Source organism: Streptomyces sp. NPDC059398 (assembly GCF_042751845.1).
In the GTDB taxonomy this organism is placed as follows: Bacteria; Actinomycetota; Actinomycetes; order Streptomycetales; family Streptomycetaceae; genus Streptomyces.
Window position 1 is genome coordinate 2,425 of sequence record NZ_JBHYWP010000023.1, and the last position, 24,689, is coordinate 27,113.

Genomic DNA, 24,689 nt, shown 5'->3' on the forward strand with positions numbered 1-24,689 from the left:
CGCCACCGCGGGCCCACAGCGACCGCTCCGGGCGCGCACAGCCGGACGGCGGGTCAGGCGGCCGGTGGTTCGGAGCCCACCAGCCACATGGAGAAGAACTGGGAGCCGCCGCCGTAGGCGTGCCCGAGCGCCTTGCGGGCGCCGTCCACCTGGTGCTCCCCTGCCGCGCCGCGCACCTGGAGCGCGGCCTCCGCGAACCGGATCATGCCGGATGCGCCGATGGGGTTGGTGGAGAGCACCCCGCCCGACGGGTTCACCGGCAGGTCGCCGTCCAGCTCGGTGACGCCGGACTCGGTGAGCTTCCAGCCCTCGCCCTCGGCCGCGAAGCCCAGGTTCTCCAGCCACATCGGCTCGTACCAGGAGAACGGGACGTACATCTCGACGGCGTCGATCTCCCGGCGCGGGTCGGTGATCCCCGCCTGCCGGTAGACGTCGGCGGCGCAGTCCTTGCCGGCCTGCGGGGAGACGAAGTCCTTGCCGGCGAAGAGGGTGGGCTCGCTGCGCATCGCCCCGCCGTGCATCCAGGCGGGCGGCCGGGGCGAACGGGCCGCCCCCGCACGGTCGGTGAGGATCATCGCGCACGCCCCGTCCGACGAGGGACAGGTCTCGGAGTAGCGGACGGGGTCCCACAGCATGGGGGACGACTGCACCTTCTCCAGGGTGATGTCCTTCTCGTGGAGATGGGCGTAGGGGTTCTTCAGCGCGTTGCGGCGGTCCTTGTACGCGACGAGCGAGCCGACCGTGTCGGGCGCCCCGGACCTGCGCATATAGGCACGCACATGCGGGGCGAAGAACCCGCCGGCCCCGGCGAGCAGGGGCTGCTGGAACGGCACGGGCAGGGAGAGGCCCCACATCGCGTTGGACTCGGACTGTTTCTCGAAGGCGAGTGTGAGGACCGTCCTGTGCACCCGGGAAGCGACCAGGTTGGATGCCACCAGCGCGGTCGATCCGCCGACCGAGCCCGCGGTGTGCACGCGCATCATGGGTTTGCCCACGGCTCCCAGCGCGTCGGCCAGGTAGAGCTCGGGCATCATCACGCCCTCGAAGAAGTCCGGGGCCTTGCCGATGACGACGGCGTCGATGTCCGCCCAGGTCAGTTCGGCGTCGCTCAGGGCGCGACCGGCCGCCTCGCGGACGAGTCCGGCGATGGAGAGGTCGTGCCGGGCGGCGACATGGTGGGTCTGGCCGATCCCGACGACGGCCACCGGTTCCTTGTGGGTCGCGCGCCGGGTGTTCGCTGGCTGGTTACTCACTGGGCCTCTCCTTCGAGGACGGCGACCAGATTCTGTTGCAGGCACGGGCCGGAGGTCGCATGGGCGAGCGCGCGGTCGGACTCGCCGCGCTGGATCCGGGCGGCGGCCTCGCCGAGCCTGATGAGCCCGGCCGCCATGACGGGGTTGGCGGCGAGCGCACCGCCGGACGGGTTGACCCGTACGCCGTCGCCGAGCCGCAGGGCCTTGCGCAGGACGACCTCCTGGGAGGTGAAGGGCGCGTGCAGTTCGGCGGTGTCGACGGGGCGCTCGAAGGCCCCGGCCCGTTCGGCGGCGAGCCGGGCGGACGGCGAGTCGGTGAGGTCGCGGACGCCCAGGCTGTGGGCCTCGATGCGGTGGTCCATGCCCCGGATCCAGGCGGGGCGCTCGCACAGCTCACGCGCCCGGTCGCCCGCGGCGAGCACGACGGCCGCCGCGCCGTCCCCGATGGGCGGGCAGTCGCCGGTGCGCAGGGGCCGCACCAGATAGCCGCCCTGCGGCCTGGCACCGGGCAGTTGGGCGTGCGGGTTGTCTGCCGCGTCCCCGCGGCTGCGGGCGGCGACTCCGGCGAGGGCGGGCTCGTCGGTCTCGCCCGCGTCGATCAGGGCCTGCGCCTGGAGCGCGGCGAGTGCGACGGAGTCGGGCCAGAGCGGGGCCACGTAGTAGGGGTCGAGCTGCCGGGTCAGCACGTCCCGTACGGAACCGGGCGAGGACTTGCCGTAGGAGTAGACGAGCGCGGTGTCCGCCTCGCCGGTCAGCAGCTTCACCCATGCCTCGTACAGGGCCCAGGCCCCGTCCATCTCCACATGGGACTCGGAGATCGGGGGCCAGGCCCCGACCCCGTCGAGGGTCATGGTGAAGGAGAAGGCCCGGCCGGCGAGGTAGTCGCTCGACCCGGAGCAGGTGAAGCCGATGTCGCTGGTCTTCAGCCCGGTCTGTTCGAGCACCCGGTGCAGGACCGGCATCACCATCTCGACCTCGGAGCGCTCGTCGGTGCGCCGCCGGTGGTCGCTCTGCGCGAAGGCAACGATCGCGACGTCCCGCATCAGATCAGCTCCTTGTAGGTGTCGTAGTCGGCGTCGGGCTCACCGGTGGGCCGGTAGTGGTCGGGGAAGCGGGCGCCCTCGGTCCAGACCGGTTCGACGCGCAGTCCCATCCGCACCTGGTCGTACGGGATGCCGCCGATCCGGCCGTGCAGAGCGAGGCCCGCGCCGTCCAGAGCGATATGTCCGTAGACGTAGGGCACTTCGATGTCCAGGCCGCGGGCCTTGATGTTGACGATGCAGTACGTGGTGAGGGTGCCGGCCGGGCCCACCTCGACCCGGTCGGTCGTCGCGACGCCGCAGGTGGGGCAGGCGCCGCGCGGCGGTACGTAGACCTTGGCGCAGGAGGGGCAGCGCTCGCCGACGGTCTTCCGGTCGGCGAGCGCGTTGATGTAGTCGCTCTGCGCGCGGCCGGGGCTGTAGGTGTAGTCGAGGCGTGCGGGGGCGGTGATGCCGGTGACCTGGTCGTCGAACAGTCCGCTGTGCGCGGCCGGCGCGGCACCGGTGGTTCCGTCCCCGTTCTCGTACGGTTCGAAGCAGGCGATGTCCGTGATGGCCCCGGTGCGTTCGGCGGCCCAGCGGATGCGTACGCGCTGTCCGGAGTGGACGGCGTCGGGTCCCGGGGCGTCGAGGGCGTGCAGCAGGGCGGTGTCGGCGCCGTCGAGTTTCACCAGTACCCAGGCGAACGGGGTGGTGAGCGGCTGGCCGCGGCGCGGGGACTCGTTCCAGGCCCAGGTGGTGACCGTTCCGGTGGGGGCGACCTCGACCAGGTCGCGTATCTCGTCGGCGGTGACGGGGTCGTACTCGACCGGGGGGACGAGGACCTTGCCGTCGCCGGTCCGCACCCCCAGTACGGTGCGCTCGCGCAGCCCGGTGAGGAAGGCGCTCTGTACGGGCCCGAGGGAGCGGGTGAAGGGGAACTCGACGACGAGGGGGGCGCGGAGCACCTCCGGTGAGGGAGCGGCTGTCATGGGTGGGCTCCAAATTCTCCGCTGCGCGCGGGGCTCGGGGTGCTCGTCCGGCGGGTGCCGGAGCGACGGAAGGGGAACCGGTGGAGGAGGGCGCGGGGTGCGGGGCGCGGTCAGGCCCTGCGGTAGACCGGCGGGCGCTTCTCCGCGAAGGCGCGTGAGCCCTCCTTGGCGTCCGCGGTGTCGAAGACGGGCCAGCCGCGGGCCAGTTCGGCCTTCAGCCCCTCGGTCTCGGTCAGTTCGGCCGTCTCGTAGACCGATGCCTTGACGGCTTCGACGGCGAGCGGTCCGCACTCGTTGATCCGCCCGGCGATCTCCAGGGCTTTCTCCAGCGCGGTCCCGTCGGGCACGACGTGGCCGACAAGCCCGATGGACGCTGCTTCGGCCGCGGTGTACGGGCGGCCGGTGAGCAGCATCTCCAGGGCGTGGGTGCGGGGGATCTGGCGCTGCAGGCGCACGGTGGAGCCGCCGATCGGGAACAGGCCGCGCCTGACTTCGAAGAGGCCGAAGGTGGCGCTCTCGGCGGCGACCCGGATGTCGGTGCCCTGGAGGATCTCGGTGCCTCCTGCGACGCAGTACCCCTCGACGGCCGCGATCACCGGTTTGCGGGGCCGGTGGTGGCGCAGCATCGCCTTCCAGTGCAGATCGGGGTCGGCCTTGAGCCGGTCGCGGTACTGCTCGCCCTCCATCCCCGCGCCCGCCAGGGCTTTCAGATCCATGCCCGCGCAGAACGCGCCGCCGGCTCCGGTGAGTACCACCGAGCGGATCCCGTCGTCCTCGTCGGCCGCCAGCCAGCCGTCGTGGAGCCCGACCAGCATCGGCAGCGAGAGCGCGTTCTTCGCCTCCGGCCTGTTCAGAGTGAGTACCAGTGTGGCGCCCTCACGCCGCACGGTGAGGTGTTCCGTACCACCCATGACCGTCCTCCCGTCTCAAGCGTCCCAAGACCTGGGCGCGGCTCCGCGGATCTGTGCCGGACCGGTGAGCGGCGCGTAGACAGGTTGCAGGAGGCGGGGTCGCAGTTCAATAGTTTTCTGACACTCAGTCAGATTTTCTCGCGGGGGGCCTTCCCACTTTCCGCGCGCGGCGCTGTAATGACGCCGGGTCACTGGACGCCGGCGTCAGGAGATGTGGTGGAGTACAACCTTGCCGACCTGTTCGAGTCCGTCGTCGACGCGGTCCCGGACCGCGAGGCGCTCGTGTTCATCGACCATCCCGGTACGGGCGCGGAGCGCAGGCTCACCTATGCGGCACTGGACGCCGCGGCCAACCGCATCGCGCACCATCTGACCGACAGCGGCATCCGCCCCGGCGAGCATCTGGGGCTGCACCTCTACAACGGGGTGGAGTATCTGCAGACCGTACTGGCCTGCCTCAAGGCCCGCGTCGTGCCGGTCAATGTCAACTACCGTTATGTGGAAGAGGAGTTGGTCTATCTCTACCGGGACGCCGATCTGGCAGCGCTGGTCTTCGACGGTGAGTTCACGGAGCGGGTCGCGGCTGCGCTGCCGAAGACGGAGAAGCTGCGCCATCTGATACGGGTCGGCGAGCCGCCCGAGGGCGCGCCGGAGCCCGGTGTGCGGCCGGTCCGCTACGCCGACGCGGAGGCGGCGGGTTCACCGGAGCGCGGCTTCGGACCCCGGTCGGCCGATGACCAGTTCATCATCTACACCGGGGGCACCACCGGCATGCCCAAGGGTGTGATGTGGCGTGCGGAGGACCTGTTCTTCTCGGGTCTCGGCGGCGGTGCGCCGACCGGCGACCCGGTCGGCGCACCCGAGGAGCTGGCCGAGCGGGTGGCCGCGGGAGGCGACGGGATCACCTTCTTCCCCACTCCCCCGCTGATGCACGGCACGTCCACGCTGACCGCCTTCATCGCCTTCAACTTCGGCCAGCGGGTGGTGATCCACCGGAAGTTCGTCCCCGATGAGGTACTGCGCACCATCGAGAAGGAGAAGGTCACCAGTGTCTCGCTGGTCGGCGACGCCATGCTGCGTCCGCTGATCGACGCGCTCGGCGGTCCGCTCAGCGGCACCGACTGCTCCTCGCTGTTCAGCGTCTCCAGCTCGGGGGCCATCATGTCGGAGACGGTGCGCGCGCAGTTCCAGGAGCTGGTGCCGACGGCGATGCTGCTGAACAACTTCGGCTCGTCGGAGTCCGGGTTCAACGGCACGGCGACCCCCGACTCGGGCCCCGACAAGGGCTTCAGGCTGCGGATGAACTCCCGTACCGCCGTGGTCGATCCGGCCACCCACCGGCCGGTGGCCGTCGGCGAGGTGGGCCGGATCGCGCAGCGCGGGCATGTCCCGCTCGGCTACTACAACGACCCGGAGAAGACGGCCGAGACCTTCTTCCTGGCCGGGGGCGAGCGGTGGGTGCTGCTCGGTGACATGGCGACCGTCGACGAGGAGGGCATCGTCACCGTACTGGGACGCGGCTCGCAGTGCATCAACACCGGGGGCGAGAAGGTGTATCCGGAGGAGGTCGAGCAGGCGCTCAAGTCCCACCCCGATGTGTACGACGCTCTCGTCGCCGGGGTGCCTGACGCCCGCTGGGGCAACCATGTGGCGGCGGTGGTGCAGGTCCGCGCGGGTGCGGACGAGCCCAGCCTCGACGACATCCAGGCGCACTGCCGCAGCAGGATCGCCGGTTACAAGGTGCCCAGGCAACTGGTGATAGCACCGCGGATACAGCGCTCGCCGAGCGGCAAGGCGGACTACCGCTGGGCGCGCGGGGTGGCGGCCGCCGCCGACTGAACCGCGGGGTCCGGCCGGCCGGGCCCCCGGGGGCCCCCCGGGGGGGCGGGGCCGCCCCGCGCCCCGAGTGCCGGCGCGCGACGGGCGCCCAGCGGGGGGGGGGGGGGGGGGCGCCCCCCCGCCGCCTGCCCCGGGGGGGCCGGCGGGCGGGCCCCGGGGGCCCGGCGGGGGGGGGGGGCCCGGCGGGCCCCGCGGAACGTCGCACGGTAGGCGCTCGGCGAGACTCCGAGCGCCTCGTGCAGATGGTTGCGGAAGGAGGCCGCGGTCCCGAACCCGGCGTCCGCCGCCACCCGGTCGACCGGCAGGTCGGTCTCCTCCAGGAGCTGTCTGGCCAGGTCGACCCGGCGCTGGATGAGCCACTGCACGGGGGTGAGTCCTGCCTCTTCGCAGAAGCGGCGGGAGAAGGTGCGGGTGCTCATCGCCGCGCGGGCCGCCAGCTCCTCCAGGGTGATGCGCTCCCCCAGATGTTCCAGCGCCCAGGCGCGCGCCGCCCCGGTCGAGAGCGGTGCGGGGGCCGGGACCGGGCTGGGGACGAACTGCGCCTGGCCGCCCTCGCGGTGCGGCGGGACCACCGTGGCGCGGGCCACCGCGTTGGCGACGGCGGCGCCGTGGTCGCTGCGGATCATGTGCAGGCAGAGGTCGATCCCCGAGGCCACTCCGGCCGAGGTGAGGACGCCCCGGTCGTCGGTGTAGAGCACACCGGGGTCGACGTCCACCGCCGGATGGAGCCGCTTGAGGTCGGCGGCCGACCGCCAGTGCGTGGTGGCGCGTCTGCCGTCCAGGAATCCGGCCGCCGCCAGCACGAAGGAGCCGGTGCAGATCGAGGCGAGACGGGTCCCCGGGCGGATCCGCGCGAAGGCGTCGGCGAGCGCGGGCGGCAGACACGGGGCCGCACGCGGTACGTAGTCCTCGTCCGACGCGGGGACGACCACGGTGTCCGCCTCGGTGAGCAGTTCGGGGCCGAGGGTGACGTTGACGGTCACATCGGCCTCGGTCCGGATTTCGCCCGGCTCGACCGTGCAGGTCAGGACGGTGTACAGCGGCTCGCCCGACGCCGACCTGGCGTCCCTGAACAGCCGGTGGACGATGCCGAGTTCCATGGGCAGCAGCCCGTGGCGCACCAGGACGGCCACCCGGTGGCGCCCGCCGGGGCCTGCTCCGTCGCCGAAGAGAGTCATGGCGAGATCCTTGCACATCATGTCCGTCTCGCCACTCGTCCGGTTCCTGGCAGGGGCGCAGGCTCGGTGCATGGCTGACGACACAACGACGTACACGGGCGGCCCGACGAGGCGCAGGCGGGTCCATCCCTCCTGGCCGGTCGCGGCCGTCGCGGCGCTGGCGATCATCGCCGCTGGCGCGTTCACGACCATGGCGGGCCTGTTCACGGAGCCGCTGCACCGGGAGTTCGGCTGGTCGCACGGGTCGATCGGACTCACGGCCTCGGTCAACATGGTGGTGTACGGGGTCGTCGCGCCGTTCTCGGCCGCCCTGATGGACCGGTTCGGGATGCGCCGGGTGGTGGGTGGGGCGCTGGCCGCCGTCGCTGTGGGCGCCCTGCTCAGTACGGCGATGAGCGCGCCCTGGCAGTACGTGACGACCTGGGGCGTGCTGATCGGGCTCGGTTCCGGCGCGATGGCGCTGACCTTCGCGGCGACCGTCACCCAGCGCTGGTTCCTCCGGCGGCGCGGGCTGGCCAGCGGGGTGCTCACGGCCGCCGGGGTCTTCGGGCAGTTCGCCTTCCTGCCGGTCCTCTCGTGGATCGTCGCGCGGCACGGGTGGCGGTCGGCCGCGGTGCTGCTGGCGCTGGTCGCGTGCGCCGCGCTGCCCCTGGCGCTGGTGCTGCTGCGCGACCACCCCGCCGACATGGGCGTACGGGCCTACGGGGCACGGCGGTTCGCCCCGAAGCCGGCGCCCCCGCCGGACGCGGCCGTCCGGACCGTGCGGGTCCTGGGATCGGTGGCGCGGGGCGGCGCGTTCTGGCTGCTCGCGGCCACCTTCGCGATCTGCGGGGCCTCCACGAACGGCGTGATGTGGACGCACTTCACCCCGGCCGCCCACGACCACGGGATGCCGGCGACCACCGCCTCCTCGCTGCTGGCGCTCGTCGGGGTCTTCAATGTCGGGGGCACGGTCCTCTCCGGCTGGCTGACGGACCGTCTGGACCCGCGCAGACTCCTCGCGGTGTACTACGCGCTGCGCGGGGTGTCGCTGCTCTGCCTGCCGGTGCTGATGTCCGCCACCGTACGGCCGCCGATGGTCGCCTTCGTGGTGGTCTTCGGACTGCTCGACGTGGCCACCGTGCCGCCGACTCTGGCGCTCTGCCGTGAGTTGTACGGAGCGGACAGCGCGATCGTGTTCGGCTGGGTGGCCGCCGCACACCAACTGGGCGCCGGGCTGGCCGCGTTCCTCGGCGGGGTGGCGCGCGACACCTTCGGCTCGTACGACCCGCTGTGGATGGCGATCGGCGCGGTCTGCGCCGTCGGCGCGCTCCTGGCGCTGGTCATCGCTCCCCCGGCCGGCCGGTGCGGGAGCGTGACGGGCCGGGAGCACGGGTGAAGGGAGAAGTCGGCCCGGCACCCCGCCGAGGCGAGGCCGGCCTCGCGTCTGCCGCCGGGGGCGATGTGCCACCCCCGGCAGCGGATATCAGACGGCCCCGGCGCCCTGTGCGACCAGCGCCTCCGCCCATGGTGTACGGGCCGCGACCAGGGGCCGCAGGGCTCGCAGCGGACGGACCATGTTCACACCGACCGCACCGCAGACCTGTCCGCCGCGGGCAAGCAGCGCGGTGAACTTCCGTTCGGCGAGGCTGCCTTCGACGATGTGCACCAGATCCGCGCTCCGGGTCCTGCCGTACATCTGGATCTTGAGACCGTACTGGTCGGACCAGACATACGGCACGGTGGTGAAGGCGGTGGCCGCCTCCCCGGCGAGGATGTTGCGGGCGACAGCGAGGCCCTGTTCGGAGGCGTTGGTGCGGTGCTCGATCCGCAGCCGCTCACCGGTCACCAGGTCGGGCCAGGACGCCACGTCCCCGGCCGCCCAGATGTGGTCGGCGGCGCGCAGGGTGGCGTCGCACTCGACACCGTTGCCGAGCCGCAGCCCGCTTCCGGCGAGCCATTCGGTGTTGGGCCGCGCACCTATGCCGACGAGTACGGCGTCCGCCGCGAGGGTGCGGCCGTCGGAGAGGCGTACGCCCGTCGCCCGGCCGCCCTCGGTGACGACGCTCTCGACGAGGGCGCCTGTCACGGTCCGCACGCCGTTCTCCTGGTGCAGTTCGGTCAGCATGCTCCCGATGGCGTGGCCGACCGCGTCGGCGAGCGGCACCGCCCCATCGGTCACCAGCGTGACCTCGCAACCGGCCTCCCGCGCGACGGCGGCGGCCTCGGCGCCGATGAAACCACCACCGACGATCACCAGATGCGGACGGCCGGAGAGCGACTCACGCAGCGCGGTCGCGTCGTCCAGTGTGCGCAGCACATGGACGCCCGCGACGCCTTCCGTGCCCGGCAGCACCCGGGGCCGCACTCCGGTCGCGATGACGAGCGCGTCATAGCCGATGGTCCCGCCGTCGGTGCCTATCTCACGGGCGGCCGGGTCGAGGGCCAGCGCCCGGGTGCCGGAGCGCAGCCCGATGTCCAGCTCGGCCAGCGCCTCCTCGGTGCGGAGCCGCACCCGCTCGGCACCCCACTCACCGGCGAGCAACTGCTTGGAGAGCGGCGGCCTGTCGTACGGAAGGTGCCCCTCCTCGCCCACGAGGACGAGCCCGCCCTCGTATCCGGAGCGGCGCAGCCCCTCCGCCGCGGCGAGACCCGCCGCGGACGCGCCGACGACCACGACCCGGCGCGGAACGCTCATACGAGGGCCCCGTGCCGTACGGCGCCGAGGCGCCCGCCCTCTTCTTCGGTGGTGACACGCATGGCCGCTCCGATGGTCACGGTGGGCGGCGCAGCGCCGCACACCACGGTGAAGTGAACTTCCGGAAATTTACACCTGTTTACCTACCCGGCCAATCCCACCCCGCACACCAGCAGGGAAGTTGCCACTCGGGCGACCGCCTACGTGCCCAGGGTTGGCGCTCCGGCAACCACCTACGTGCCCCGGGCCGGCGCTCGGGCGACCGCTTACGTGCCCTGGGCCGGCGCTCCGGCGACCACTGACATGGCCTGTGTCAGGCTTGGCAGATGCCCAGACACTCCGAGCCGCGGCCGGTGGCCGCGCCACCGAGTCCCGTACAGCGGCCGCGCAACGCACGCGGCGAGGGCGAGAGGCTGCGCACGGAGATCATCGAGGCGATGCTGCGGCTCATCGCCGACGAGCAGCGGATGCGTCCGGTTCCGCTGTCGCTGCGGGAGGTGGCGCGCGAGGCGGGTATCACCGCGCCCGCGATCTACCGGCACTTCACGGGCAAGGACGAACTCGTCCGTGCCGCACTCGGCCGGCTCTTCGGCGAGCTGCGGGCGGAGCTGGACCGGGCGGACGGAGCGGCTGCCGCACACTCCCCGGCCGCGCGGCTGGCGGCCCTGGCGCACGCGTACGCCCGGTTCGCCGAGGAGAACCCGATGAGCTTCCGGGTGATGTTCAACGGTTCCGGCCCCGAGGACGAAGGGCCGGCCGGCATCGCGTCCCGCTGGCGCACGGCGGTCGGCCGGCTGGCGGACGCCGGGGTGCGGCTCGCCCAGACCCCGGAGGCGGCTGCCGTATCGATCTGGTCGTCGGTGCACGGCAGGCTGCTCCTGGACCGTCCGGCGGGCGGCCTCTGGCAGCTGGGCGACGTCCACGCCTTCATCGACGATCTCACCAGGTCACTGGCTGCGTCGGCATCGACGGCGGAGCATACAGACCGGTGACAGCGGATCGGTGGCATGCCCGACACGCCCCGGATCGGTACGCGACACGTCACCGCCACCGGGTTCCTCCGCCGCGTCGCAGCCCTCCCGGCTCACGGGTCTTGACGGTCCGGCCCGCTCCTGAATTACTGATCAGACACAGGTCGACCGAATGATCGGTCGGCAGGTTGCCGGTCGGGACGGGAGTGACCACATGACAGCCCTGCTGGACGCCGCGGAACGCCTCAGCCGTGACGAGCTCGTAGCCCTGCAGACCGATCGGCTGCGCGCGACGCTCCGGCACGCGTACGAGAACGTGCCGTTCTACCGCAAGTCCTTCGACAAAGCCGGGCTGCGCCCCGAGAACTGCCGCACCCTCGCCGACCTGGCCCGATTCCCGTTCACGGTCAAGGCCGATCTCCGCGACCAGTACCCGTTCGGGATGTTCGCGGTCCCGCAGTCCGACGTACGGCGCATCCACGCGTCCAGCGGTACGACGGGACGCCCGACCGTCGTCGGCTACACCGAGCGCGACCTCTCCACCTGGGCGGACGTGGTGGCCAGATCCATCCGCGCCGCGGGCGGCAGGCCCGGCGACAAGGTCCATGTCGCTTACGGATACGGCCTGTTCACCGGCGGCCTCGGAGCCCACTACGGCGCCGAACGCCTCGGCTGCACAGTGATCCCCGCGTCCGGCGGGATGACGGCCAGGCAGGTCCAGCTGATCCAGGACTTCCACCCCGAGATCATCATGGTGACACCGACCTACATGCTCACGCTGCTGGACGAGTTCGAACGCCAGGGCATCGACCCCCGGACCACATCCCTGCGGGCCGGCATCTTCGGAGCCGAACCGTGGACCGAGGAGATGCGGCACGAGATCGAGGAGCGGTTCGCGATCGACGCCGTCGACATCTACGGGCTCTCCGAGGTCATGGGGCCCGGGGTGGCCCAGGAGTGCGTGGAGACCAAGGACGGCCTCACGGTATGGGAGGACCACTTCTACCCAGAAGTGGTCGATCCGCTCGCCGGGGAGGTTCTGCCGGACGGTGAGGAAGGGGAGTTGGTCTTCACCTCGCTCACCAAGGAGGCCATGCCGGTGATCCGCTACCGGACCAGGGATCTGACCCGGCTGCTGCCCGGCACCGCCAGGGTGTTCCGGCGGATGGAGCGGATCACCGGGCGCAGCGACGACCTGGTCATCGTGCGCGGCGTGAACCTCTTCCCCACCCAGGTGGAGGAGATCGTCCTGCGCACCCCCGGCCTCGCCCCGCACTTCCAGCTGCACCTCACCCGGGAGGGCCGGATGGACGCCCTGACCGTACGGGTCGAGGCCAGGCCGGACTGCGCGCCCGGGGTGCGGGAGGCGGCGGCCCGCTCGGTCGCCGCGGGCATCAAGGACTCCATCGGAGTGTCGGCCGGGGTAGAGGTGGTCGATCCGGAGACGCTGGAACGCTCGGTCGGCAAGTTCAGGCGAATCGTGGACCTGCGAAACAATCCCGCTGGTCGCGCGAACCTCTCAGACACCAGCCGCCCGGTGCCGTGACGCCACGCAGTTCCTCGGCTGCGCGGCGGCGAGCCCCAACATGGAACTGACAGTTCAGCAGGGCGCAGGCCGCCTCCCCGGGGGAGTCGTCACGCAGGATGTGAAGGTCAGAGGGTGGCGCGCCAGGCTCCTCGGGCGAGCCGTGTCCGCCCGTCTGGCGTGATCAGCACATGGGCCCCGCGTACGGGCAGTTCGCCGTGCTGGAGCCAGTACGAGCGGATCTCGTCCAGGACGTCCCACAGGTGGCGCGGACCACTCTGGTGAACGACCGGATAGCTCCCCTCCTCGCTGGTGGCACGGGCCCATGACCCGTCCGGGTGGGCGAGCCACGTTGTGCACTGCCGCCCGGTCTCCTCGTATCCGTAGACGATGCCGGGCACCTCGATGCCGAGCATGGACGACAGGTCCCATGCCTGCTCCACGTCGACCACTGGATACCTACCGGCTGTGACGAACTCCCCTTCCCCGGTGCGGGCAGCTTCTACCGGACCATTGGGCAGAGGCGGGTAGTCGGCACTGCGGCGGGCGTGCATGAACCCGGCCCGGTCCCATTCGACTCGCCCCAGGGCGGTGCCGTCCGGTTGTTTGTCCGCGGTGACGATGAGTGTGGTCCCGGCGATGGTGGTCACCAGCCGCCCGCCGGGCCTGAGTGCCGTCAGCCAGCTGGCGGGGACGGGCCGGATCCCGACCGTGGCCACGATGCGGTCGTAGCGCCCTGGCAGTTCACCGCTCGCGTCGAGGGTGTGGAGCTGGGGGCCCAGTCCGACCTGGGTGAGCCGCTGGGCGGCTGCTTCGGTCAGGTAGGGGTCCACGTCGATGCTGGTGACCCGGTGCTCCCCCAGACGCACGCAGGCCAGCGCGGTGCCGTACCCCGACCCGGTGCCGACATCCAGCAGGGTGTGTCCGTCGCCGAGCCGGGTGTGCTGGAACATCCGCACCAGCAGACTCGGCAGCGTCGCTGACGACGTCGGTCTGCCTGCCGGCCGGTCCCTGCGCTTCGCGTGGTCCGCGTGCGCGCTGCCCACTCGGGTGACGAGTGAGTTGTCGGCGTACGCGGCGGCCAGCCAGGCTTCTTCATCGTCCGCCCCGGTGCGCAGCGACCAGCCGTCCCCGCCTGCCCACCAGCGGGGGACGAACAGGTGGCGCGGGAGCAGCGCAACCGGAGCGCGCCACCGTGACCCTGTGGGGGTGGAGCCGGCCGCGAGGGCTTCGGCGTGGGGCTGCCAGTTCACCGGCGTCTCCTAGTACTTGGGGTTGCAGGCCGGGGTGCTGGCGGGGCTGCAATCCCCGCCGTCGTTGGGCGGGCACGCATTCGTCGTCACGTACGGGACAGCTGACCGGGCCTCGGCCCAGCGCGGGCCGGACAGGATCTCAGCGAGGCGGGTGGTGCGTACGCTTCCGGTGTGCAGGTGCCGGGACAGGATGCAGCCGTACACGTCACCGTCCGGAGAGACGGCGACGCGTTCGTGGAAGCACCGCCCGCACAGTTCGCTCACGTTGGGCATGGTGGCGGAGTCTGATGCCGCGCGTCCAACGGCGCGGACCTGGTCCACCCTGATGTTCTGGACTCCGAGCGACCGCAGTTGGGCTTCGGCTTCGGTGACGCGCTGCCCGTCGCCGAGGTCGACCAGGCCGACGCGTAGCGGGATGCCACGGCGCAGTACCTCGGTGATGTTGGCCAGGGTGCGGGCGTGGCTGCCCCGGCCGCCGGTGATCGCGTCGTGCTGCCCGGGGTCGTCGCTGTAGTAGCTGGTCGCGACGCGCACGCCATCCTGGTCCAGCGCAGCCCAGAGGGCGGGGCGTACGTGTGTGAGGTCCGAGTACACCTCCACGGCCAGGTCCTGGCCGAGCGCATGGGTGATCAGCGGAACCAGGGCCGGGGACAGGGTGGATTCACCGCCGATGAACTGCACAGGAGGGATGCCCACCGCGGCGATGTCTTCTACAACGTTCTCCCAGTCGGCGCGGGTCATCGTGCCGTGGGAGACCTTCGGTCCGGACAGAGTGCAGCAGTGCGAGCACTCCAGCTGGCAGCGGCCCGTCAGCTCGCACTCGACGGACTGGATACCGTCCACAGCAGATGACAGGGGCTTGGCGTGGCGGATGGCGGTTGTCACGACGAGGTCTCCTTCTCGGTCACTTTGATGCGGTCATGTGCGGTTGGAAGTTGGAGGACTGTGACCAGGCGCGTGTCGGTCTCCAGCGGGTTACTTTTTGTCTTTTTTGAGGTCGTCCATGGCCTTCTCGGCGACGTCGCGCGCGAGCGCCCGTAGCTCGGGGGCAAGGGACTGGTCCCGCGCGGCCTTCGATGCCTCCCCGAGGTTCCTGATCTGCTCAAAAAGCCTGTCGTCGCTCTTCGCCATGTCTGGGTATCTCTCTCGTGGGAGACCCGCCCCGGCCAGGTCTTCCGGACTCCGGTCGGGGCGGGCGTTCTGGGGTGCGACCCTGACCCGAATCGGTCGCCATGGGTGGTGTGCGGGTGAGGTCAGATCGCGTCGGCGACCTTGTGCAACAGAGCCGCGCTGGCCGGGATGTCGTGGCTGAGCCGGACCGCGCGGTGTGGCAGTTCGGCGAGCCGGGAAGCCACCTCGGCGCGGGCGCTCTCCCGGCCGCCGCCGTCGATGCCCTGGGCCAGGCCGAAGATGTCCGGGTACCGGTCCTCGGTCGCCCCGGACATGAAGTCGGCCGCTCCCAGGCTGCGGGTGCCATCGATGACGTCGGGCGCTGCGTCGGCGTCGACCTGGGGGAAGAGCAGCCCGGCGGCATGCCCGCGGGTGGCCAGGGGGACGTTGAACAGGTCCGGGAACTGGTCCGGGAACACCTGCACCTTCCGCTCCCGATTCTTGGCGTCCCAGAGCGGGGTGTGGTTCCCAGCGAGCAGCGCATCGGTCACGGACTGGTGCTGGGTCGGGTGGAAGGTGCCCCCGCTGCGCAGGTGCTCCCGCGCGGCGGCCTCCCAGCCGAGCGCGTGCAGCAGGCCCAGGCCGAGGGCGGCAGCGGACGGCCACGGCAGGACGACCACGTCCCGCTCCCCCGTGGGCCGGACCATGACCCGGTCGTTGGCGAGGAGTTGCCAGCCGTGCGAGGCGAGCAGCAGGGCCGTGGTGGTCTTCCCGGCTCCCTTGTCGCCGAAGGTGAGCAGTGTTTCGCCGTCGTCCGGCCGTACAACGGCGGAGGCGTGCAGGACGGCCCATCCGTCCCGCAGGAGCTGGCCGCGGATCGACTCGCGGCGAGGCGCGCGGCGGCCAGGGCGAGCGGCTGCGCGTCGGTCCCGGCCAGGACGAGACGGCCTGAGTCCGGTGTGCTGCGGTACGCGATCCTCTCCCCAGGTGACGTGGCGATGATGTCCTCGCCGTCGCGCGCCACCAGCAGGGCATGCTTCGCGTACTCCACGGCCTCCGTGGGCCGGCCGTCGTGGACCAGACGGGTGATCTCCTCGTGGGCGGCCAGATTGACGTCGGCGAGCACGACAGAGTCGGCGCATACCTCGGTGACGTCCGTCGAAGTGGCGTTCCACCAGGGGCCGAAGTAGCGCAGGGCCCAGTCGGTGACTTCGGTTCGGTTGCTCAGTACGGTGACGGCGGCCGTGGCGGCGCCGAGCCGGGTGGCACTGATCATGGGGCGGTCCTCTCGGTAGGGGGAAGGGCAGGGAGGGAGGTGTAGGCGTCGCGGAGGCTGCTGGCCGCGGAGTCCAGGCGTCGGCGCTCGGTGCCGGTGAGCGGGGGCAGGCACGGTATGGCCTGGCCGCCGGTGAAGTGCACGGGGATTCCGAGCCAGACGTCCCCGTACGGCACGGACAGCTCCTCGATGCCGTCGACCAGGCCGAGGGCCATGCGGAGTCGTAAGGGTCACCGACGCCTCCTCGTGGGATTGCGTTGTCTGATGGTGTTGATCGGTGAATCAGGGCGCGCCGAGCTGCCTCATATGGCGAGGTCGTGCCAGGCGCAGATCAGGAGCCAGAGGCTGACGAACAGGAGGAACCCGAAGCAGGAGGGCGACGCCAGCGTCGCCGAGCACCCCCGCCCCTCACCGAGAGCCCTCTCCGCCGGGGTCGGCCCCTGCTCGTGGCCGGTCGGTGCGCTCGACCACGAGCGGGACGTCATACCGGGTACCGGCGCACATACACGCGTCGGACCGGGCACTGGACATGGAAGGTCACCGCGGCGACCGCCCCCGTGCCACTGTGGATCTCGTACTCCTGCCATGGCTCACCGGGCAGGATCGGGCGGTCGCAGCTCGCACAGATCACGGGCGCGGCCCGTAGGCGTAAGCGATCTCCGCTTCGAGCGCGGTGTGCAGCAGATCAGTGTCGGTGAGGTAGCACAGCGGCGTCAGCGCGACGCCCCAGTGCAGGCCGGACCCGCTGGTGCGTCCCACCGGAGGCACTGCCACGTACGCGCTGGAGCCGAGGACACCGACCATGTGCGACGGCAGGGTCCACGCATCGGCGGAGCCCGGCTTGATGAGCCAGTAGAGGACCTGCCCGTATCCGTCCGCGATCACGGCACCGCACTGGTCACCGAGGCGATCGATGACAGCCCGGCCGAACCGGGTCGAAACGCGTACCGCGTCCCAGCAGGTGCCCGTAGCGACCAGGTCGACGGTGTTGCCCTGCGGGGGCGACCAAGGAGCGATGGCCTCACGCATGAGCCACCACCCCCAGGTTGGCCAGGTGAGCGCACAGGGCCAGCACAGACCGGGAGAGCCGCTGAGCCTCAGCGAGCAGCACGGGCACCGTGTGCCCGGTGGTGTGGGCCAGACGACGCCGCGCCTCGCCAAGCCCGCCCTGCGCGCCAGCCCGCCGTACGTCGTCCACCGGCCGCACGGCGGCCAGCTCACCGACCGCCGGGATGAGCAGCTGGAGGAACCCTCGCAGCATCATGATCTCGGTGAGGAGGTCGTCCGCCGTACGCGTCGATTCCTGTGCGAGCAGCCGGTCCGCGATGGTCTTCATCGTCTCGACATCGACGGGCCGGGGGTCGTCTACCGGTGGTCGGCGGGTGCCAGTAGCGTGGTTCATGTCAGCCTGTCTCCTTCAGGATGGCCGTGCCCCGGGGCCGTGGCTGCGGTGGCCGGGGTCTGCGTATGCCGCGCAGCAGTCATGGGAGGTGCGTGCATCCCGCAACTGACGATCGGCCACACGCGATCCCCGCCAGGCAGGGTGATGTGCCCAGCCGCACGGAGTGCGGGGGCGACGGCTCCGCAGTAGAAGCAGGCCATCCCATGCAGCCGCGCAATGCTGACTGGTCGCTCGATGAGCGTCGGCTGGCCCGGTGAGTGTTCCGCCATCACGGCATCTCTCATCTGTCCGATCGCGTGTGGTCAGACAGATGATGAGCGTCAGCAAGGGATACAGGGGCTACAACTTGTAGCCCCTGTATCCCGGCATGGAGGAGCCGTCAGATGGCGCCGATCCATTCGGCGAAGTTAGTGAGGCTGTCTGCGTCGGCACGCTTGAGGCGCCGCAGTGTGGCGGCATCTTCCTTGGCCCAGGGATGCTCGCGTGTGTGCTGCGGTGCCACAGACCGGGCCACTTTCAGAGACTCGAACGCGTCGTCGGCGAGACCAGACCACAGTTGGGCGCGCGCAAGTTCGATATAGAAGCCGGAGCGGCGCTCGGCAGGGATTGCTAGGGATGGCTTCCATTCACGGGCGACGTCGAGCGCCCGTGAAACGAACTCACCACCCAAGCTGACCGCGACGGAAACCTCGTGGATGCGTACCGAATCCGGCCCGAACGCCGTGCCCTGGTAGATGTCCTCCCGAACCTCATCACCGAGAGCACGGGCATGAGACAGATGCGTGTCCGCCGCAGATGCTTCTCCAGCCCGGCCGGCGATGACCGCGGCCCGCATGTGCAGCGCACCGCGGGCTGCGCCGCTGCGCGCGCAAACGGGCGGCGGGGCTATGTCGACGGCGGCCTCCAGGACGCGCAGCCCGGCCCGGTGAGCTCGGGCGACGAAAAACGTCTCGGTGCGTACGTAGGCGACGGACACACCGAGGAGGGCATCGTCGGACTGTGCAACGGCCCATCGCATCAAGTCGACGAGCCGTGCCGACAGGTCGTGGGCCCCGTATTTGTAGGCGACAGCATCGGCGGTGCGCGCGGCGGCCACCACGAGGCGCGCTGCATCCGGTGTTGGGCTGCTGTGCAGATGGCACAGGCTGTCCCGGAGCAGAGGGGCAATGTGTTGGGCGACGCGGGCGTACTGGGCCGCAAGGCGCCAGCTCACCGCTTCGGCGACTGCGGCCCGCAGTTCCTCAGCTGACCGGCTTGGCGGATCCAACGGGACATCGTAGGCGGCCAGTATCGCTGAGAGTTCAGGCAGCACAGCGTGGACGCGGCGCTCCGTTCCGGTGTACCCGGTGGCGAGCTGTGTCGGGTCAACGGTGAGAGCTGCTGCGATTGAGTCAAGGGTGGCATCGCTCGGGGCGCGGGCTCCGCGCTCGATCGCCTTGACCGTGGCCAGTGAGACGAATGCCGCGCGGGCCAGGTCAGCCTGTGTCATGCGTCTGGAGTGGCGGGTGGCCGCGATACGCCGGCCTACCTGAAGAGGGGTGTCGGAGGGCATACTTGCTCCGTTCAGGGCGTCACTCTGAACGGTACCGCCACCGTGAGGTGCCGGATACAGAAACGGCTCTGCCTGGCACGTCGCAAGTAGAGCCGTTTCACTCCCTACCCGCCGAACCCGCCCACCAGCGCAGCGAGTTCGGAAAGGCTGCTGATACTCCAATCCGCGGTTTCCATCACCCCGGGGTCGTCGGCCCACAGATGACCCCATGGGCCACGCCGCAGATGCGCAACTCGCAGACCTGCCCGCTTCGCCGGGAAGACATCGTTCACGGGGTGATCTCCCACGTACAGGATCCGCTCTGGTGCCGTCTGCGCCGCGTCGACCACGTGGGCGAAGAATTCCGGAGCCGGCTTGGCCACATTCCACTCCCCAGACGTCGCCACCACATCCGCCGGCAGATCCAGAGCACGAAGCAACAGCCCGGCCTTCACCGTCTGATTTCCAGCCACGATGACGCGGACACCGAGTTCACGTAGCGCCGACAACGCGGACCGTACGTCTTCGTACAGGTCCTCCTCGCTCAGCTGCTCACCAAGGCCAGCAGCCTCACGGGCCGCGTACTCCTGAGCGATGTCGATGCCGGGCCGCAGGAGACGCAGCGCATCGGCGTTGTCGCGGCCCTGGACAGTTACGGCTCCAACGAGCGCACTGACGGTGTGACGCGGCACGCCAAGCCAATCCGCCCATGACCCCCAGTACCGGTCATCACGGGTCAGCGTCTCGCCGATGTCAAAGGCAATGGTCTCAATCACGTAAGCAGCCTAGGCATCAGAGCCTCGCCCCAGAACGCAGCTCCGCCCCGCTCCTGCATCACGGGAGCGGGGCGGCCAAGCAACCCCCGACTGTGTGAGTTGGGATTGTCCGGCCACCGTAGCTCCGGGCACTGACAGCCGATGCCCGCTCGGGCTGCTTGCCGGGGTACGGCGCGGCGCTGCCACTGGCTGATCTTCGGACGGGCCGTGGCCGTGGACGGGCGCCGCCTCAGGTGGTGGAGCCGGTCGCTGCGGCGCCGCACCGGAAGGGCGTGCTGCGAAAGACGGTGTCAGGCACGGAGGGTGCGGAAGAAGGCGCGGATGTCGTCGACGAACAGATCGGGGACTTCGAATGCGGGGAAGTGCCCGCCTTCGGTGTGCTCCCGGAAGAAGACGGGACTGCCGTCTCCGGGGCCGAGGACCTTGCGGACCAGCGGGTCACTGAAGAACAGCGAGGACGCCATGGGGACACCGTTGGTACTGCCCCAGCCGGGGTTGTCGGCGTGCGCGAGTTCCCAGTAGAAGTCGCCGGCCGCTGGCCCGGTTCGCGTGAACCACTACAGGCTGGCGGTGATCAGGACGTTCTCGCGGCTGATCGGCGTGGCGGGATTCGCCCACTGCACGAACTTCTCCGCGATCCACGCCAGCTGGAAGACCGGCGAGTCCGCGAGACCTGCCGAGAGGGCGTTGGGTGCGGTGGAGTGCAGCACCTTGTAGCCCTTCATCTGCGACCAGCGGTGCTGCGCCGCTTCGAGCCCGGCCTGTTCTTCCGGGGTCAGGCCGTCGGGGACCGGGAGGTCCTCGCCCGCCATGCCGAGCTGGAGACGGTCGCCGTGGGTGTGCGCGCCGAGCACCCGGTCGGGCATGAGCGTCGCCACCCGACCGGTCACTCCGGCCCCGAGGTCGCCGCCTTCCACGCCGAAGCGCTCGTAGCCGAGGCGGGTCATCAGCTCCCCGAAGGCCAGGGCCGTCCGTTCCAGGTTCCATCCGCGCGCCGAGAGGGGGCTGGAGAAGACGAAGCCGGGGAGGGAGGGAATGACGATGTGGAAGGCGTCGGCCGGGTCCCCGCCGTGCGCGCGCGGGTCGGTCAGCGGGCCGCTGGCTTCGAGGAACTCTACGAACGAGGTCGGGTAGCTGTGGTTCAGCAGCAGTGGAGTGGCGCCCGGCTCCGGGGAGCGCAGGTGCAGGAAGTGGATGGTCTGCCCGTCGATCTCGCTGATGAACTGCGGGAAAGCGTTCAGCCGAGCCTCGTGCGCACGCCAGTCGAACCCGTCCGCCCAGTAGCCGGCCAGCTCCTGCAGGTAGTGCGGCGGGATGCCATGATCCCACTCCGGGCCGGCACCGGGCACCGGGAACGGCGACCGGGTGCGGGCCAGTCGGTCGTGCAGGTCGTCGAGATCGGCCTGCGGGATCTCGATCCGGAACGGGCTGATGTCAGCACACATGGCAGGCAATATATGGCCGTTCCAGTTGGAATGGCGCGAAAGATCTGCGCGGGCGTGCCGAGTCGATCAGGCATGCCGACACGGTGGACGCCGTGGTCGTGGGCTACACGGGCACTCCGTTGCGGCCCACGCATCTCGCCGTACGCCTGCCGGACGGCCAGGTCACGCTGACCCGGCGGCTCACGACGGCGCTGCGCGTACAGGTCTCTCCGGCCCTGCGCGACTCGGGCCCCGGCAGGGCCGCGCGCACGCCGGATGGCGAGCAGTACACGACCTGCGAGCACCTGACCGTGGAGGTCGAGGCGGGCACCACCAGGCACGGCGCCGTCACCGCGACACGCGTACGGGAGTGAGCACGGCAGTGCAAGAAAATTCGAACTTGTGCTCTACTCGGTGAATGAGGTGCCACTTCCCCCACGATCTCCTGCGGGCCCAGGCCGACTGGTACGCCACCTACCGGCAGCTCGCGGACCGCAGCACCCAGCAGGCGGGGACGGCCGCGCACCGGCGGCGACTCCAGCAGCTGTCCGCGCACATCGCCGCCCACCCGTACTGGCGGACGGCACCCGGGGGCGCCCCGGCCGCGCGGATGGCGCTCCGGGAAGCCGCCCGGGACCTGACCGGGGCACGGCCGTGAAGGACATCACCGACCGGCAGGCGCGCATCCTGCGCCGCCTACGCAACTCGGTCGCTGAGCACGGGCGCTACCCGACGATGCGCGAGATCGGCGACACCGTGGACCTGTCCAGCACGTCGTCCGTCCACTACCAGCTCCAGCGCCTGGCAGTCCCTCGGGTTCGTCTCGCGTACTACCCAGGGCCGGCAGCCGCGCTGAACCGCTCCGGACACTCGAAAGCGCGCCCCCGCCGCCGGAGCGGAAGGGGCACAGTCATGTCAGACGGTGCGGGTTCCGATCTTCCTGTACTTCGCGGTCATCGCGAGAGTGCCCACACGCCGCGAATGCTTTGACTGTCCGGTGACCTGGGTCCATAGGCGAGCATTCGGCGGCGGACGAGCGCGTCCGGGGTGTCGATCGGCGGTGCGGAAGTTTCGCGAAGTCATTACCCGGGCGGGGAAAACGTCGTACCGGAGAAACGGGGGCGGAACTCCCCTCAACCTGTTGAGATCAGAGGAGAGCGAGATGCCCCAAGAGGGCGACCACGAATGCGCGGAAAACTCATCTTTATTCAGCACAAAACAAATAACCCCAGCTCACGGCACTGCATCCGCCACCCGCCCACTAGCACACCAACAAACACCCCTTCCAGCATCACGAACCGATACCTTGCTCACAGAAAGTGCCTTCCACTTGGAGCGATAGAATCCTTAGATAAGGTTCATCATTCCAGAGTAGAAGACACTTTCGCGCTCGCGGCCAGAAATCGGTCTCACGCCAACAGAAACGACATGTGGGCAGACCTGTCTGGGCCGAGCTAGCCGTCTTGTCGAGCCGCGTCTACACCGGGGTCAGAAGGATCGTGATCGACCCGTTCAGACTTGTCAGTCCCGACGGGGACAGACACTCCAGTTCGTTTGGCGCGCTGTAGATGTGGTCGACGGTGGCGGTGTCGCCCGTGAACTCGCCCGAGGTGATTGTCCCGACAGCAGCCTCAACGAATTCACCGGCGACGACGTTGTTGGTGACAGTGAAGTAGCCGGTGCTGGATTTCCCGTTGTTCCACGGGATCGTGAAGTAACCAGCGTTGTCGGACAGTGGGTCCAAACAGGAGGCGGTGTACGAACCTGACGTGGGGGTGGTGTAGCTGCCACCAGTGATCGTCGGGTCGCCGAGCGAAAGACAGCTGTAGGAAGCACCCCCATGGGATTGGGTTGGCGCGTCGAACAAGTGTAGCCCGGGGCTGAAAGTGACCGTGTCGGAAGTGCCAAGCGGACCGCAGGCAACATCAACGACGCTCGCTTGGGCACTGGCCGGTGCCGCAAATACCAGCCCCCCAACCAGGGCAGCCCCTGCGATCAAGGTTAAAACACGACGATTGATCACTGCATTGATCACAACCTATGCTCCGATCGGACGAATTGGGCCCATGTGGGTTCGGTTCAAATTAGGCGCGCCCAGATCGGGAAAGTCAATAGAGTGGCTCCGGAAATCACCGGACCATGACAGAGCAGATAAATGGCGAATTTTTGTTCGAGGTCTTTTAGGCTCCTCTTCACGACAAAGCTCGGCGACAGAAGCAAAGAGTCTTTTCCTGAGACACTGACACCCTGACTCGACCTGCCCGCCCGCGCGGGAGCCCCGCTGTGACAGCTGGAGCAGGTCTACCGTCTGGGCCCGGCGGCCCTGCGAGCCCAGACGGGCCCACCACTCCCTTACCCAGCTCACCGCGGCTGCCGGGCGGCCCAGCCAGCGGCGTACCGCCCAGATGCTCTACCTGCGCCGAGAGCTGGTCACGCGCCCGGTTGGCTTGCCGGAGGTCCGAGGACAGACCGATCACCTGGACGGCCATCATGGCGATGCCCGCGAGGATCAGCAGCCGGGTTGCGGCGATCACCAGCTCGACACGGGGAAGCCGAAGTCGGCGCAGCTGGGCGCGCGGCGGTGGCGGGGCCTTGTGTTCGCTCCCTGTACGACCACCGCCCAGATAGCGACCGCCGACGACACGACTGCGATGAGGACAGGGGTGCTGAGGCACTCGCCCCCGGCGGGACGCGGGAGATAGTCTCGCCGTCCGTGTAGTCGCCCGGACGATTTGTAGCGTACGGCGATATGCCGTTTCCCGATGAGCGCGGCCCAGTTCCCGTGGTGGAGTACCGTCCGCAGTGGCCGTTGGCGTTCGAACCTCTTGCTGAGGCGCTGCGAGATGCGCTGGGTGATCTCGCACTCGGGGCCGACCACGTCGGATCCGCTTCGGTGCGCAGTTGCCGGCCAAGGACTGCATTGATGTGCGGGTACGGATGAGCTCGATCGACGAGGCCCGGGATGGACCGCTGCTTGCGGTGTTCGGCTATCAGTGCCGCCCGGAACCGTGGAACCGCATCGACGAATCCGGCGGGCCCGGCCCCAGCATCGTTCCACGGATGGCTTCGGGCTGGTCACACGACGGTGATGTTGGCGGCCTGGGGGACCTTGGTCCCTGGGTGGTCTCGAAACTCACCTTGGAGCTCTCATTCAGAGCTCTCAACCTGTCGGAGTCGATGGCCGAACAGTGGGCGAAGACGTCCGCGCTGCCGTCATCGGGGGTGATGAAGCCGAAGCCCTTCTCGGCACAGGTGGTCCATGACCGGTCCGATTCGGGGTAGTCCGGGATCTCCGCAAGCTTGATGAGAAACGGGGTGTGCACTGATGTCGCCCACTGAACACCAGGCTTTCCTAAGCGACTTGGGGTCCGCTCTTGCGCTAGGCCACCAGGGCGGTGAACACGCGCTCCCAGGTGCCGTCGACGGCCCACATCCACAGTAGGTCGGCAGACGCCCCGTCAGTTGCCGTACTGCTCCGACAGGTGAACCCACTGCGTGCCGGTGGTGTGGAAGACAAGGAGTTGGGCAGGACGCTGATTCTGCTCTTGATCA

28 protein-coding genes and 1 pseudogene are annotated in these 24,689 nt (G+C 70.0%); 9 read left to right on the forward strand and 20 right to left on the reverse strand.

The window, feature by feature from the left end; genetic code table 11:
• Nucleotides 1-53: 53 nt before the first annotated feature.
• From ACFXBC_RS11275 to ACFXBC_RS11290, 4 genes are all read right to left on the reverse strand, one after another.
• Complete coding sequence (locus ACFXBC_RS11275; protein WP_385021782.1) at nucleotides 54-1,253, reverse strand: thiolase domain-containing protein; 1,200 nt, start codon at nucleotides 1,251-1,253, stop codon at nucleotides 54-56.
• A complete protein-coding gene (locus ACFXBC_RS11280; RefSeq protein WP_385021785.1) occupies nucleotides 1,250-2,296 on the reverse strand; it encodes a thiolase domain-containing protein in 1,047 nt (348 codons plus the stop codon). The genes ACFXBC_RS11275 and ACFXBC_RS11280 overlap by 4 nt, the downstream gene beginning before the upstream one ends.
• Nucleotides 2,296-3,264 (reverse strand): Zn-ribbon domain-containing OB-fold protein, encoded by a 969-nt coding sequence (locus ACFXBC_RS11285; protein WP_385021788.1) that lies wholly within the window; start codon nucleotides 3,262-3,264, stop codon nucleotides 2,296-2,298. Before ACFXBC_RS11285 ends, ACFXBC_RS11280 begins: the two co-directional genes overlap by 1 nt.
• 110 nt (nucleotides 3,265-3,374) lie before the next feature.
• Nucleotides 3,375-4,175, reverse strand: coding sequence for a crotonase/enoyl-CoA hydratase family protein (locus ACFXBC_RS11290; RefSeq protein WP_385021791.1), 801 nt, complete (start codon nucleotides 4,173-4,175; stop codon nucleotides 3,375-3,377).
• A gap of 216 nt (nucleotides 4,176-4,391) precedes the next feature.
• Here ACFXBC_RS11290 and ACFXBC_RS11295 point away from each other — a divergent pair, with 216 nt between their 5' ends.
• Complete coding sequence (locus tag ACFXBC_RS11295) at nucleotides 4,392-6,014, forward strand: acyl-CoA synthetase (RefSeq protein WP_385021794.1); 1,623 nt, start codon at nucleotides 4,392-4,394, stop codon at nucleotides 6,012-6,014.
• A 185-nt stretch (nucleotides 6,015-6,199) separates the two neighbouring features.
• Here ACFXBC_RS11295 and ACFXBC_RS11300 read toward each other — a convergent pair.
• Nucleotides 6,200-7,210 (reverse strand): annotated as a pseudogene (locus tag ACFXBC_RS11300) (GlxA family transcriptional regulator); the annotation flags it as partial.
• A 52-nt stretch (nucleotides 7,211-7,262) separates the two neighbouring features.
• On the opposite strand from ACFXBC_RS11300, the gene ACFXBC_RS11305 reads away from it, so the two are divergent.
• Nucleotides 7,263-8,570, forward strand: a complete 1,308-nt coding sequence (locus ACFXBC_RS11305) for an MFS transporter (RefSeq protein ID WP_385021797.1) — start codon at nucleotides 7,263-7,265, stop codon at nucleotides 8,568-8,570.
• Between the two features lie 87 nt (nucleotides 8,571-8,657).
• Here ACFXBC_RS11305 and ACFXBC_RS11310 read toward each other — a convergent pair whose 3' ends face one another.
• Nucleotides 8,658-9,869, reverse strand: a complete 1,212-nt coding sequence (locus tag ACFXBC_RS11310; protein ID WP_385021800.1) for an NAD(P)/FAD-dependent oxidoreductase — start codon at nucleotides 9,867-9,869, stop codon at nucleotides 8,658-8,660.
• A 326-nt stretch (nucleotides 9,870-10,195) separates the two neighbouring features.
• Here ACFXBC_RS11310 and ACFXBC_RS11315 point away from each other — a divergent pair, with 326 nt between their 5' ends.
• Together ACFXBC_RS11315 and paaK are read left to right on the forward strand one after the other, a co-directional pair.
• Complete coding sequence (locus tag ACFXBC_RS11315) at nucleotides 10,196-10,861, forward strand: TetR/AcrR family transcriptional regulator (protein WP_385021803.1); 666 nt, start codon at nucleotides 10,196-10,198, stop codon at nucleotides 10,859-10,861.
• A 193-nt stretch (nucleotides 10,862-11,054) separates the two neighbouring features.
• Entirely contained in the window at nucleotides 11,055-12,386 is a 1,332-nt protein-coding gene (paaK, locus tag ACFXBC_RS11320) for a phenylacetate--CoA ligase PaaK (protein ID WP_385021806.1), read from the forward strand.
• 107 nt (nucleotides 12,387-12,493) lie between these two features.
• Here the strand turns inward: paaK and ACFXBC_RS11325 are convergent, their stop codons facing one another.
• The 4 genes from ACFXBC_RS11325 to ACFXBC_RS11340 all read right to left on the reverse strand — a co-directional run bounded on the left by ACFXBC_RS11325 (nucleotide 12,494) and on the right by ACFXBC_RS11340 (nucleotide 15,435).
• Nucleotides 12,494-13,618, reverse strand: coding sequence for a 50S ribosomal protein L11 methyltransferase (locus ACFXBC_RS11325; RefSeq protein WP_385021809.1), 1,125 nt, complete (start codon nucleotides 13,616-13,618; stop codon nucleotides 12,494-12,496).
• Nucleotides 13,619-13,627: 9 nt separating this feature from the next.
• Nucleotides 13,628-14,503 carry a radical SAM protein gene (locus ACFXBC_RS11330; protein ID WP_385021812.1) on the reverse strand — a complete coding sequence of 292 codons (876 nt, stop codon included), beginning with the start codon at nucleotides 14,501-14,503 and terminating at the stop codon, nucleotides 13,628-13,630.
• Between the two features lie 90 nt (nucleotides 14,504-14,593).
• Complete coding sequence (locus ACFXBC_RS11335; RefSeq protein WP_385021815.1) at nucleotides 14,594-14,749, reverse strand: hypothetical protein; 156 nt, start codon at nucleotides 14,747-14,749, stop codon at nucleotides 14,594-14,596.
• 122 nt (nucleotides 14,750-14,871) lie between these two features.
• Nucleotides 14,872-15,435, reverse strand: a complete 564-nt coding sequence (locus tag ACFXBC_RS11340; protein ID WP_385021818.1) for a hypothetical protein — start codon at nucleotides 15,433-15,435, stop codon at nucleotides 14,872-14,874.
• A gap of 30 nt (nucleotides 15,436-15,465) precedes the next feature.
• Between ACFXBC_RS11340 and ACFXBC_RS11345 the strand changes: the two genes are divergently transcribed.
• On the forward strand, nucleotides 15,466-15,918 hold the full coding sequence (locus tag ACFXBC_RS11345; RefSeq protein ID WP_385021821.1) for a hypothetical protein: 453 nt from the start codon (nucleotides 15,466-15,468) through the stop codon (nucleotides 15,916-15,918).
• An 82-nt stretch (nucleotides 15,919-16,000) separates the two neighbouring features.
• Here ACFXBC_RS11345 and ACFXBC_RS11350 read toward each other — a convergent pair whose 3' ends face one another.
• The 8 genes from ACFXBC_RS11350 to ACFXBC_RS11385 all read right to left on the reverse strand — a co-directional run bounded on the left by ACFXBC_RS11350 (nucleotide 16,001) and on the right by ACFXBC_RS11385 (nucleotide 21,158).
• Nucleotides 16,001-16,219, reverse strand: coding sequence for a hypothetical protein (locus ACFXBC_RS11350; RefSeq protein ID WP_385021824.1), 219 nt, complete (start codon nucleotides 16,217-16,219; stop codon nucleotides 16,001-16,003).
• An 87-nt stretch (nucleotides 16,220-16,306) separates the two neighbouring features.
• Nucleotides 16,307-16,489, reverse strand: coding sequence for a hypothetical protein (locus tag ACFXBC_RS11355; RefSeq protein ID WP_385021826.1), 183 nt, complete (start codon nucleotides 16,487-16,489; stop codon nucleotides 16,307-16,309).
• A gap of 142 nt (nucleotides 16,490-16,631) precedes the next feature.
• Nucleotides 16,632-17,033 carry a hypothetical protein gene (locus ACFXBC_RS11360; RefSeq protein ID WP_385021829.1) on the reverse strand — a complete coding sequence of 134 codons (402 nt, stop codon included), beginning with the start codon at nucleotides 17,031-17,033 and terminating at the stop codon, nucleotides 16,632-16,634.
• On the reverse strand, nucleotides 17,026-17,406 hold the full coding sequence (locus ACFXBC_RS11365; RefSeq protein ID WP_385021832.1) for a DUF6415 family natural product biosynthesis protein: 381 nt from the start codon (nucleotides 17,404-17,406) through the stop codon (nucleotides 17,026-17,028). The genes ACFXBC_RS11360 and ACFXBC_RS11365 overlap by 8 nt, the downstream gene beginning before the upstream one ends.
• A 379-nt stretch (nucleotides 17,407-17,785) precedes the next feature.
• Complete coding sequence (locus ACFXBC_RS11370) at nucleotides 17,786-18,958, reverse strand: helix-turn-helix domain-containing protein (protein WP_385021835.1); 1,173 nt, start codon at nucleotides 18,956-18,958, stop codon at nucleotides 17,786-17,788.
• A 104-nt stretch (nucleotides 18,959-19,062) separates the two neighbouring features.
• Nucleotides 19,063-19,710: an HAD family hydrolase gene (locus ACFXBC_RS11375; RefSeq protein WP_385021987.1), complete on the reverse strand. Its 648-nt coding sequence runs from the start codon at nucleotides 19,708-19,710 to the stop codon at nucleotides 19,063-19,065.
• Between the two features lie 293 nt (nucleotides 19,711-20,003).
• Entirely contained in the window at nucleotides 20,004-20,177 is a 174-nt protein-coding gene (locus ACFXBC_RS11380; RefSeq protein WP_385021838.1) for a hypothetical protein, read from the reverse strand.
• 93 nt (nucleotides 20,178-20,270) lie between these two features.
• The gene (locus ACFXBC_RS11385; RefSeq protein WP_385021841.1) at nucleotides 20,271-21,158 is read right to left on the reverse strand and encodes an epoxide hydrolase family protein; all 888 of its coding nucleotides are present in this window, start codon (nucleotides 21,156-21,158) and stop codon (nucleotides 20,271-20,273) included.
• 83 nt (nucleotides 21,159-21,241) lie between these two features.
• Here ACFXBC_RS11385 and ACFXBC_RS11390 point away from each other — a divergent pair, with 83 nt between their 5' ends.
• From ACFXBC_RS11390 to ACFXBC_RS11400, 3 genes are read left to right on the forward strand one after another with little or no spacing between them, the layout of a single operon-like run.
• Entirely contained in the window at nucleotides 21,242-21,511 is a 270-nt protein-coding gene (locus ACFXBC_RS11390) for a hypothetical protein (protein WP_385021844.1), read from the forward strand.
• Between the two features lie 44 nt (nucleotides 21,512-21,555).
• Complete coding sequence (locus ACFXBC_RS11395; protein ID WP_385021846.1) at nucleotides 21,556-21,795, forward strand: hypothetical protein; 240 nt, start codon at nucleotides 21,556-21,558, stop codon at nucleotides 21,793-21,795.
• Nucleotides 21,792-22,127 (forward strand): LexA family protein, encoded by a 336-nt coding sequence (locus ACFXBC_RS11400; RefSeq protein WP_385021849.1) that lies wholly within the window; start codon nucleotides 21,792-21,794, stop codon nucleotides 22,125-22,127. Before ACFXBC_RS11395 ends, ACFXBC_RS11400 begins: the two co-directional genes overlap by 4 nt.
• A gap of 487 nt (nucleotides 22,128-22,614) precedes the next feature.
• Here ACFXBC_RS11400 and ACFXBC_RS11405 read toward each other — a convergent pair whose 3' ends face one another.
• Nucleotides 22,615-23,172 (reverse strand): hypothetical protein, encoded by a 558-nt coding sequence (locus ACFXBC_RS11405; RefSeq protein ID WP_385021852.1) that lies wholly within the window; start codon nucleotides 23,170-23,172, stop codon nucleotides 22,615-22,617.
• A 714-nt stretch (nucleotides 23,173-23,886) separates the two neighbouring features.
• Here ACFXBC_RS11405 and ACFXBC_RS11410 point away from each other — a divergent pair.
• Nucleotides 23,887-24,078: a GrpB family protein gene (locus ACFXBC_RS11410; RefSeq protein WP_385021854.1), complete on the forward strand. Its 192-nt coding sequence runs from the start codon at nucleotides 23,887-23,889 to the stop codon at nucleotides 24,076-24,078.
• Between the two features lie 49 nt (nucleotides 24,079-24,127).
• Here ACFXBC_RS11410 and ACFXBC_RS11415 read toward each other — a convergent pair whose 3' ends face one another.
• Nucleotides 24,128-24,574, reverse strand: coding sequence for a cold shock domain-containing protein (locus ACFXBC_RS11415; protein WP_385021857.1), 447 nt, complete (start codon nucleotides 24,572-24,574; stop codon nucleotides 24,128-24,130).
• Between the last annotated feature and the right edge of the window lie 115 nt (nucleotides 24,575-24,689).

Coding starts and splice junctions, on each gene's coding strand:
- ACFXBC_RS11350 (WP_385021824.1), bottom strand. CDS start 16,219: ATGGCCCTCGGCCTGGTCGACGGCATCGAGGAGCTGTCCGTGCCGTAC.
- ACFXBC_RS11380 (WP_385021838.1), bottom strand. CDS start 20,177: ATGGCGTCCTCGCTGTTCTTCAGTGACCCGCTGGTCCGCAAGGTCCTC.
- ACFXBC_RS11290 (WP_385021791.1), bottom strand. CDS start 4,175: ATGGGTGGTACGGAACACCTCACCGTGCGGCGTGAGGGCGCCACACTG.
- ACFXBC_RS11285 (WP_385021788.1), bottom strand. CDS start 3,264: ATGACAGCCGCTCCCTCACCGGAGGTGCTCCGCGCCCCCCTCGTCGTC.
- ACFXBC_RS11410 (WP_385021854.1), top strand. CDS start 23,887: ATGCCGTTTCCCGATGAGCGCGGCCCAGTTCCCGTGGTGGAGTACCGT.
- ACFXBC_RS11305 (WP_385021797.1), top strand. CDS start 7,263: ATGGCTGACGACACAACGACGTACACGGGCGGCCCGACGAGGCGCAGG.
- ACFXBC_RS11365 (WP_385021832.1), bottom strand. CDS start 17,406: ATGAACCACGCTACTGGCACCCGCCGACCACCGGTAGACGACCCCCGG.
- ACFXBC_RS11360 (WP_385021829.1), bottom strand. CDS start 17,033: ATGCGTGAGGCCATCGCTCCTTGGTCGCCCCCGCAGGGCAACACCGTC.
- ACFXBC_RS11385 (WP_385021841.1), bottom strand. CDS start 21,158: ATGTGTGCTGACATCAGCCCGTTCCGGATCGAGATCCCGCAGGCCGAT.
- ACFXBC_RS11315 (WP_385021803.1), top strand. CDS start 10,196: ATGCCCAGACACTCCGAGCCGCGGCCGGTGGCCGCGCCACCGAGTCCC.
- ACFXBC_RS11310 (WP_385021800.1), bottom strand. CDS start 9,869: ATGAGCGTTCCGCGCCGGGTCGTGGTCGTCGGCGCGTCCGCGGCGGGT.
- ACFXBC_RS11370 (WP_385021835.1), bottom strand. CDS start 18,958: ATGCCCTCCGACACCCCTCTTCAGGTAGGCCGGCGTATCGCGGCCACC.
- ACFXBC_RS11395 (WP_385021846.1), top strand. CDS start 21,556: ATGAGGTGCCACTTCCCCCACGATCTCCTGCGGGCCCAGGCCGACTGG.
- paaK (WP_385021806.1), top strand. CDS start 11,055: ATGACAGCCCTGCTGGACGCCGCGGAACGCCTCAGCCGTGACGAGCTC.
- ACFXBC_RS11355 (WP_385021826.1), bottom strand. CDS start 16,489: ATGACGTCCCGCTCGTGGTCGAGCGCACCGACCGGCCACGAGCAGGGG.
- ACFXBC_RS11280 (WP_385021785.1), bottom strand. CDS start 2,296: ATGCGGGACGTCGCGATCGTTGCCTTCGCGCAGAGCGACCACCGGCGG.
- ACFXBC_RS11335 (WP_385021815.1), bottom strand. CDS start 14,749: ATGGCGAAGAGCGACGACAGGCTTTTTGAGCAGATCAGGAACCTCGGG.
- ACFXBC_RS11340 (WP_385021818.1), bottom strand. CDS start 15,435: ATGGTCCGGCCCACGGGGGAGCGGGACGTGGTCGTCCTGCCGTGGCCG.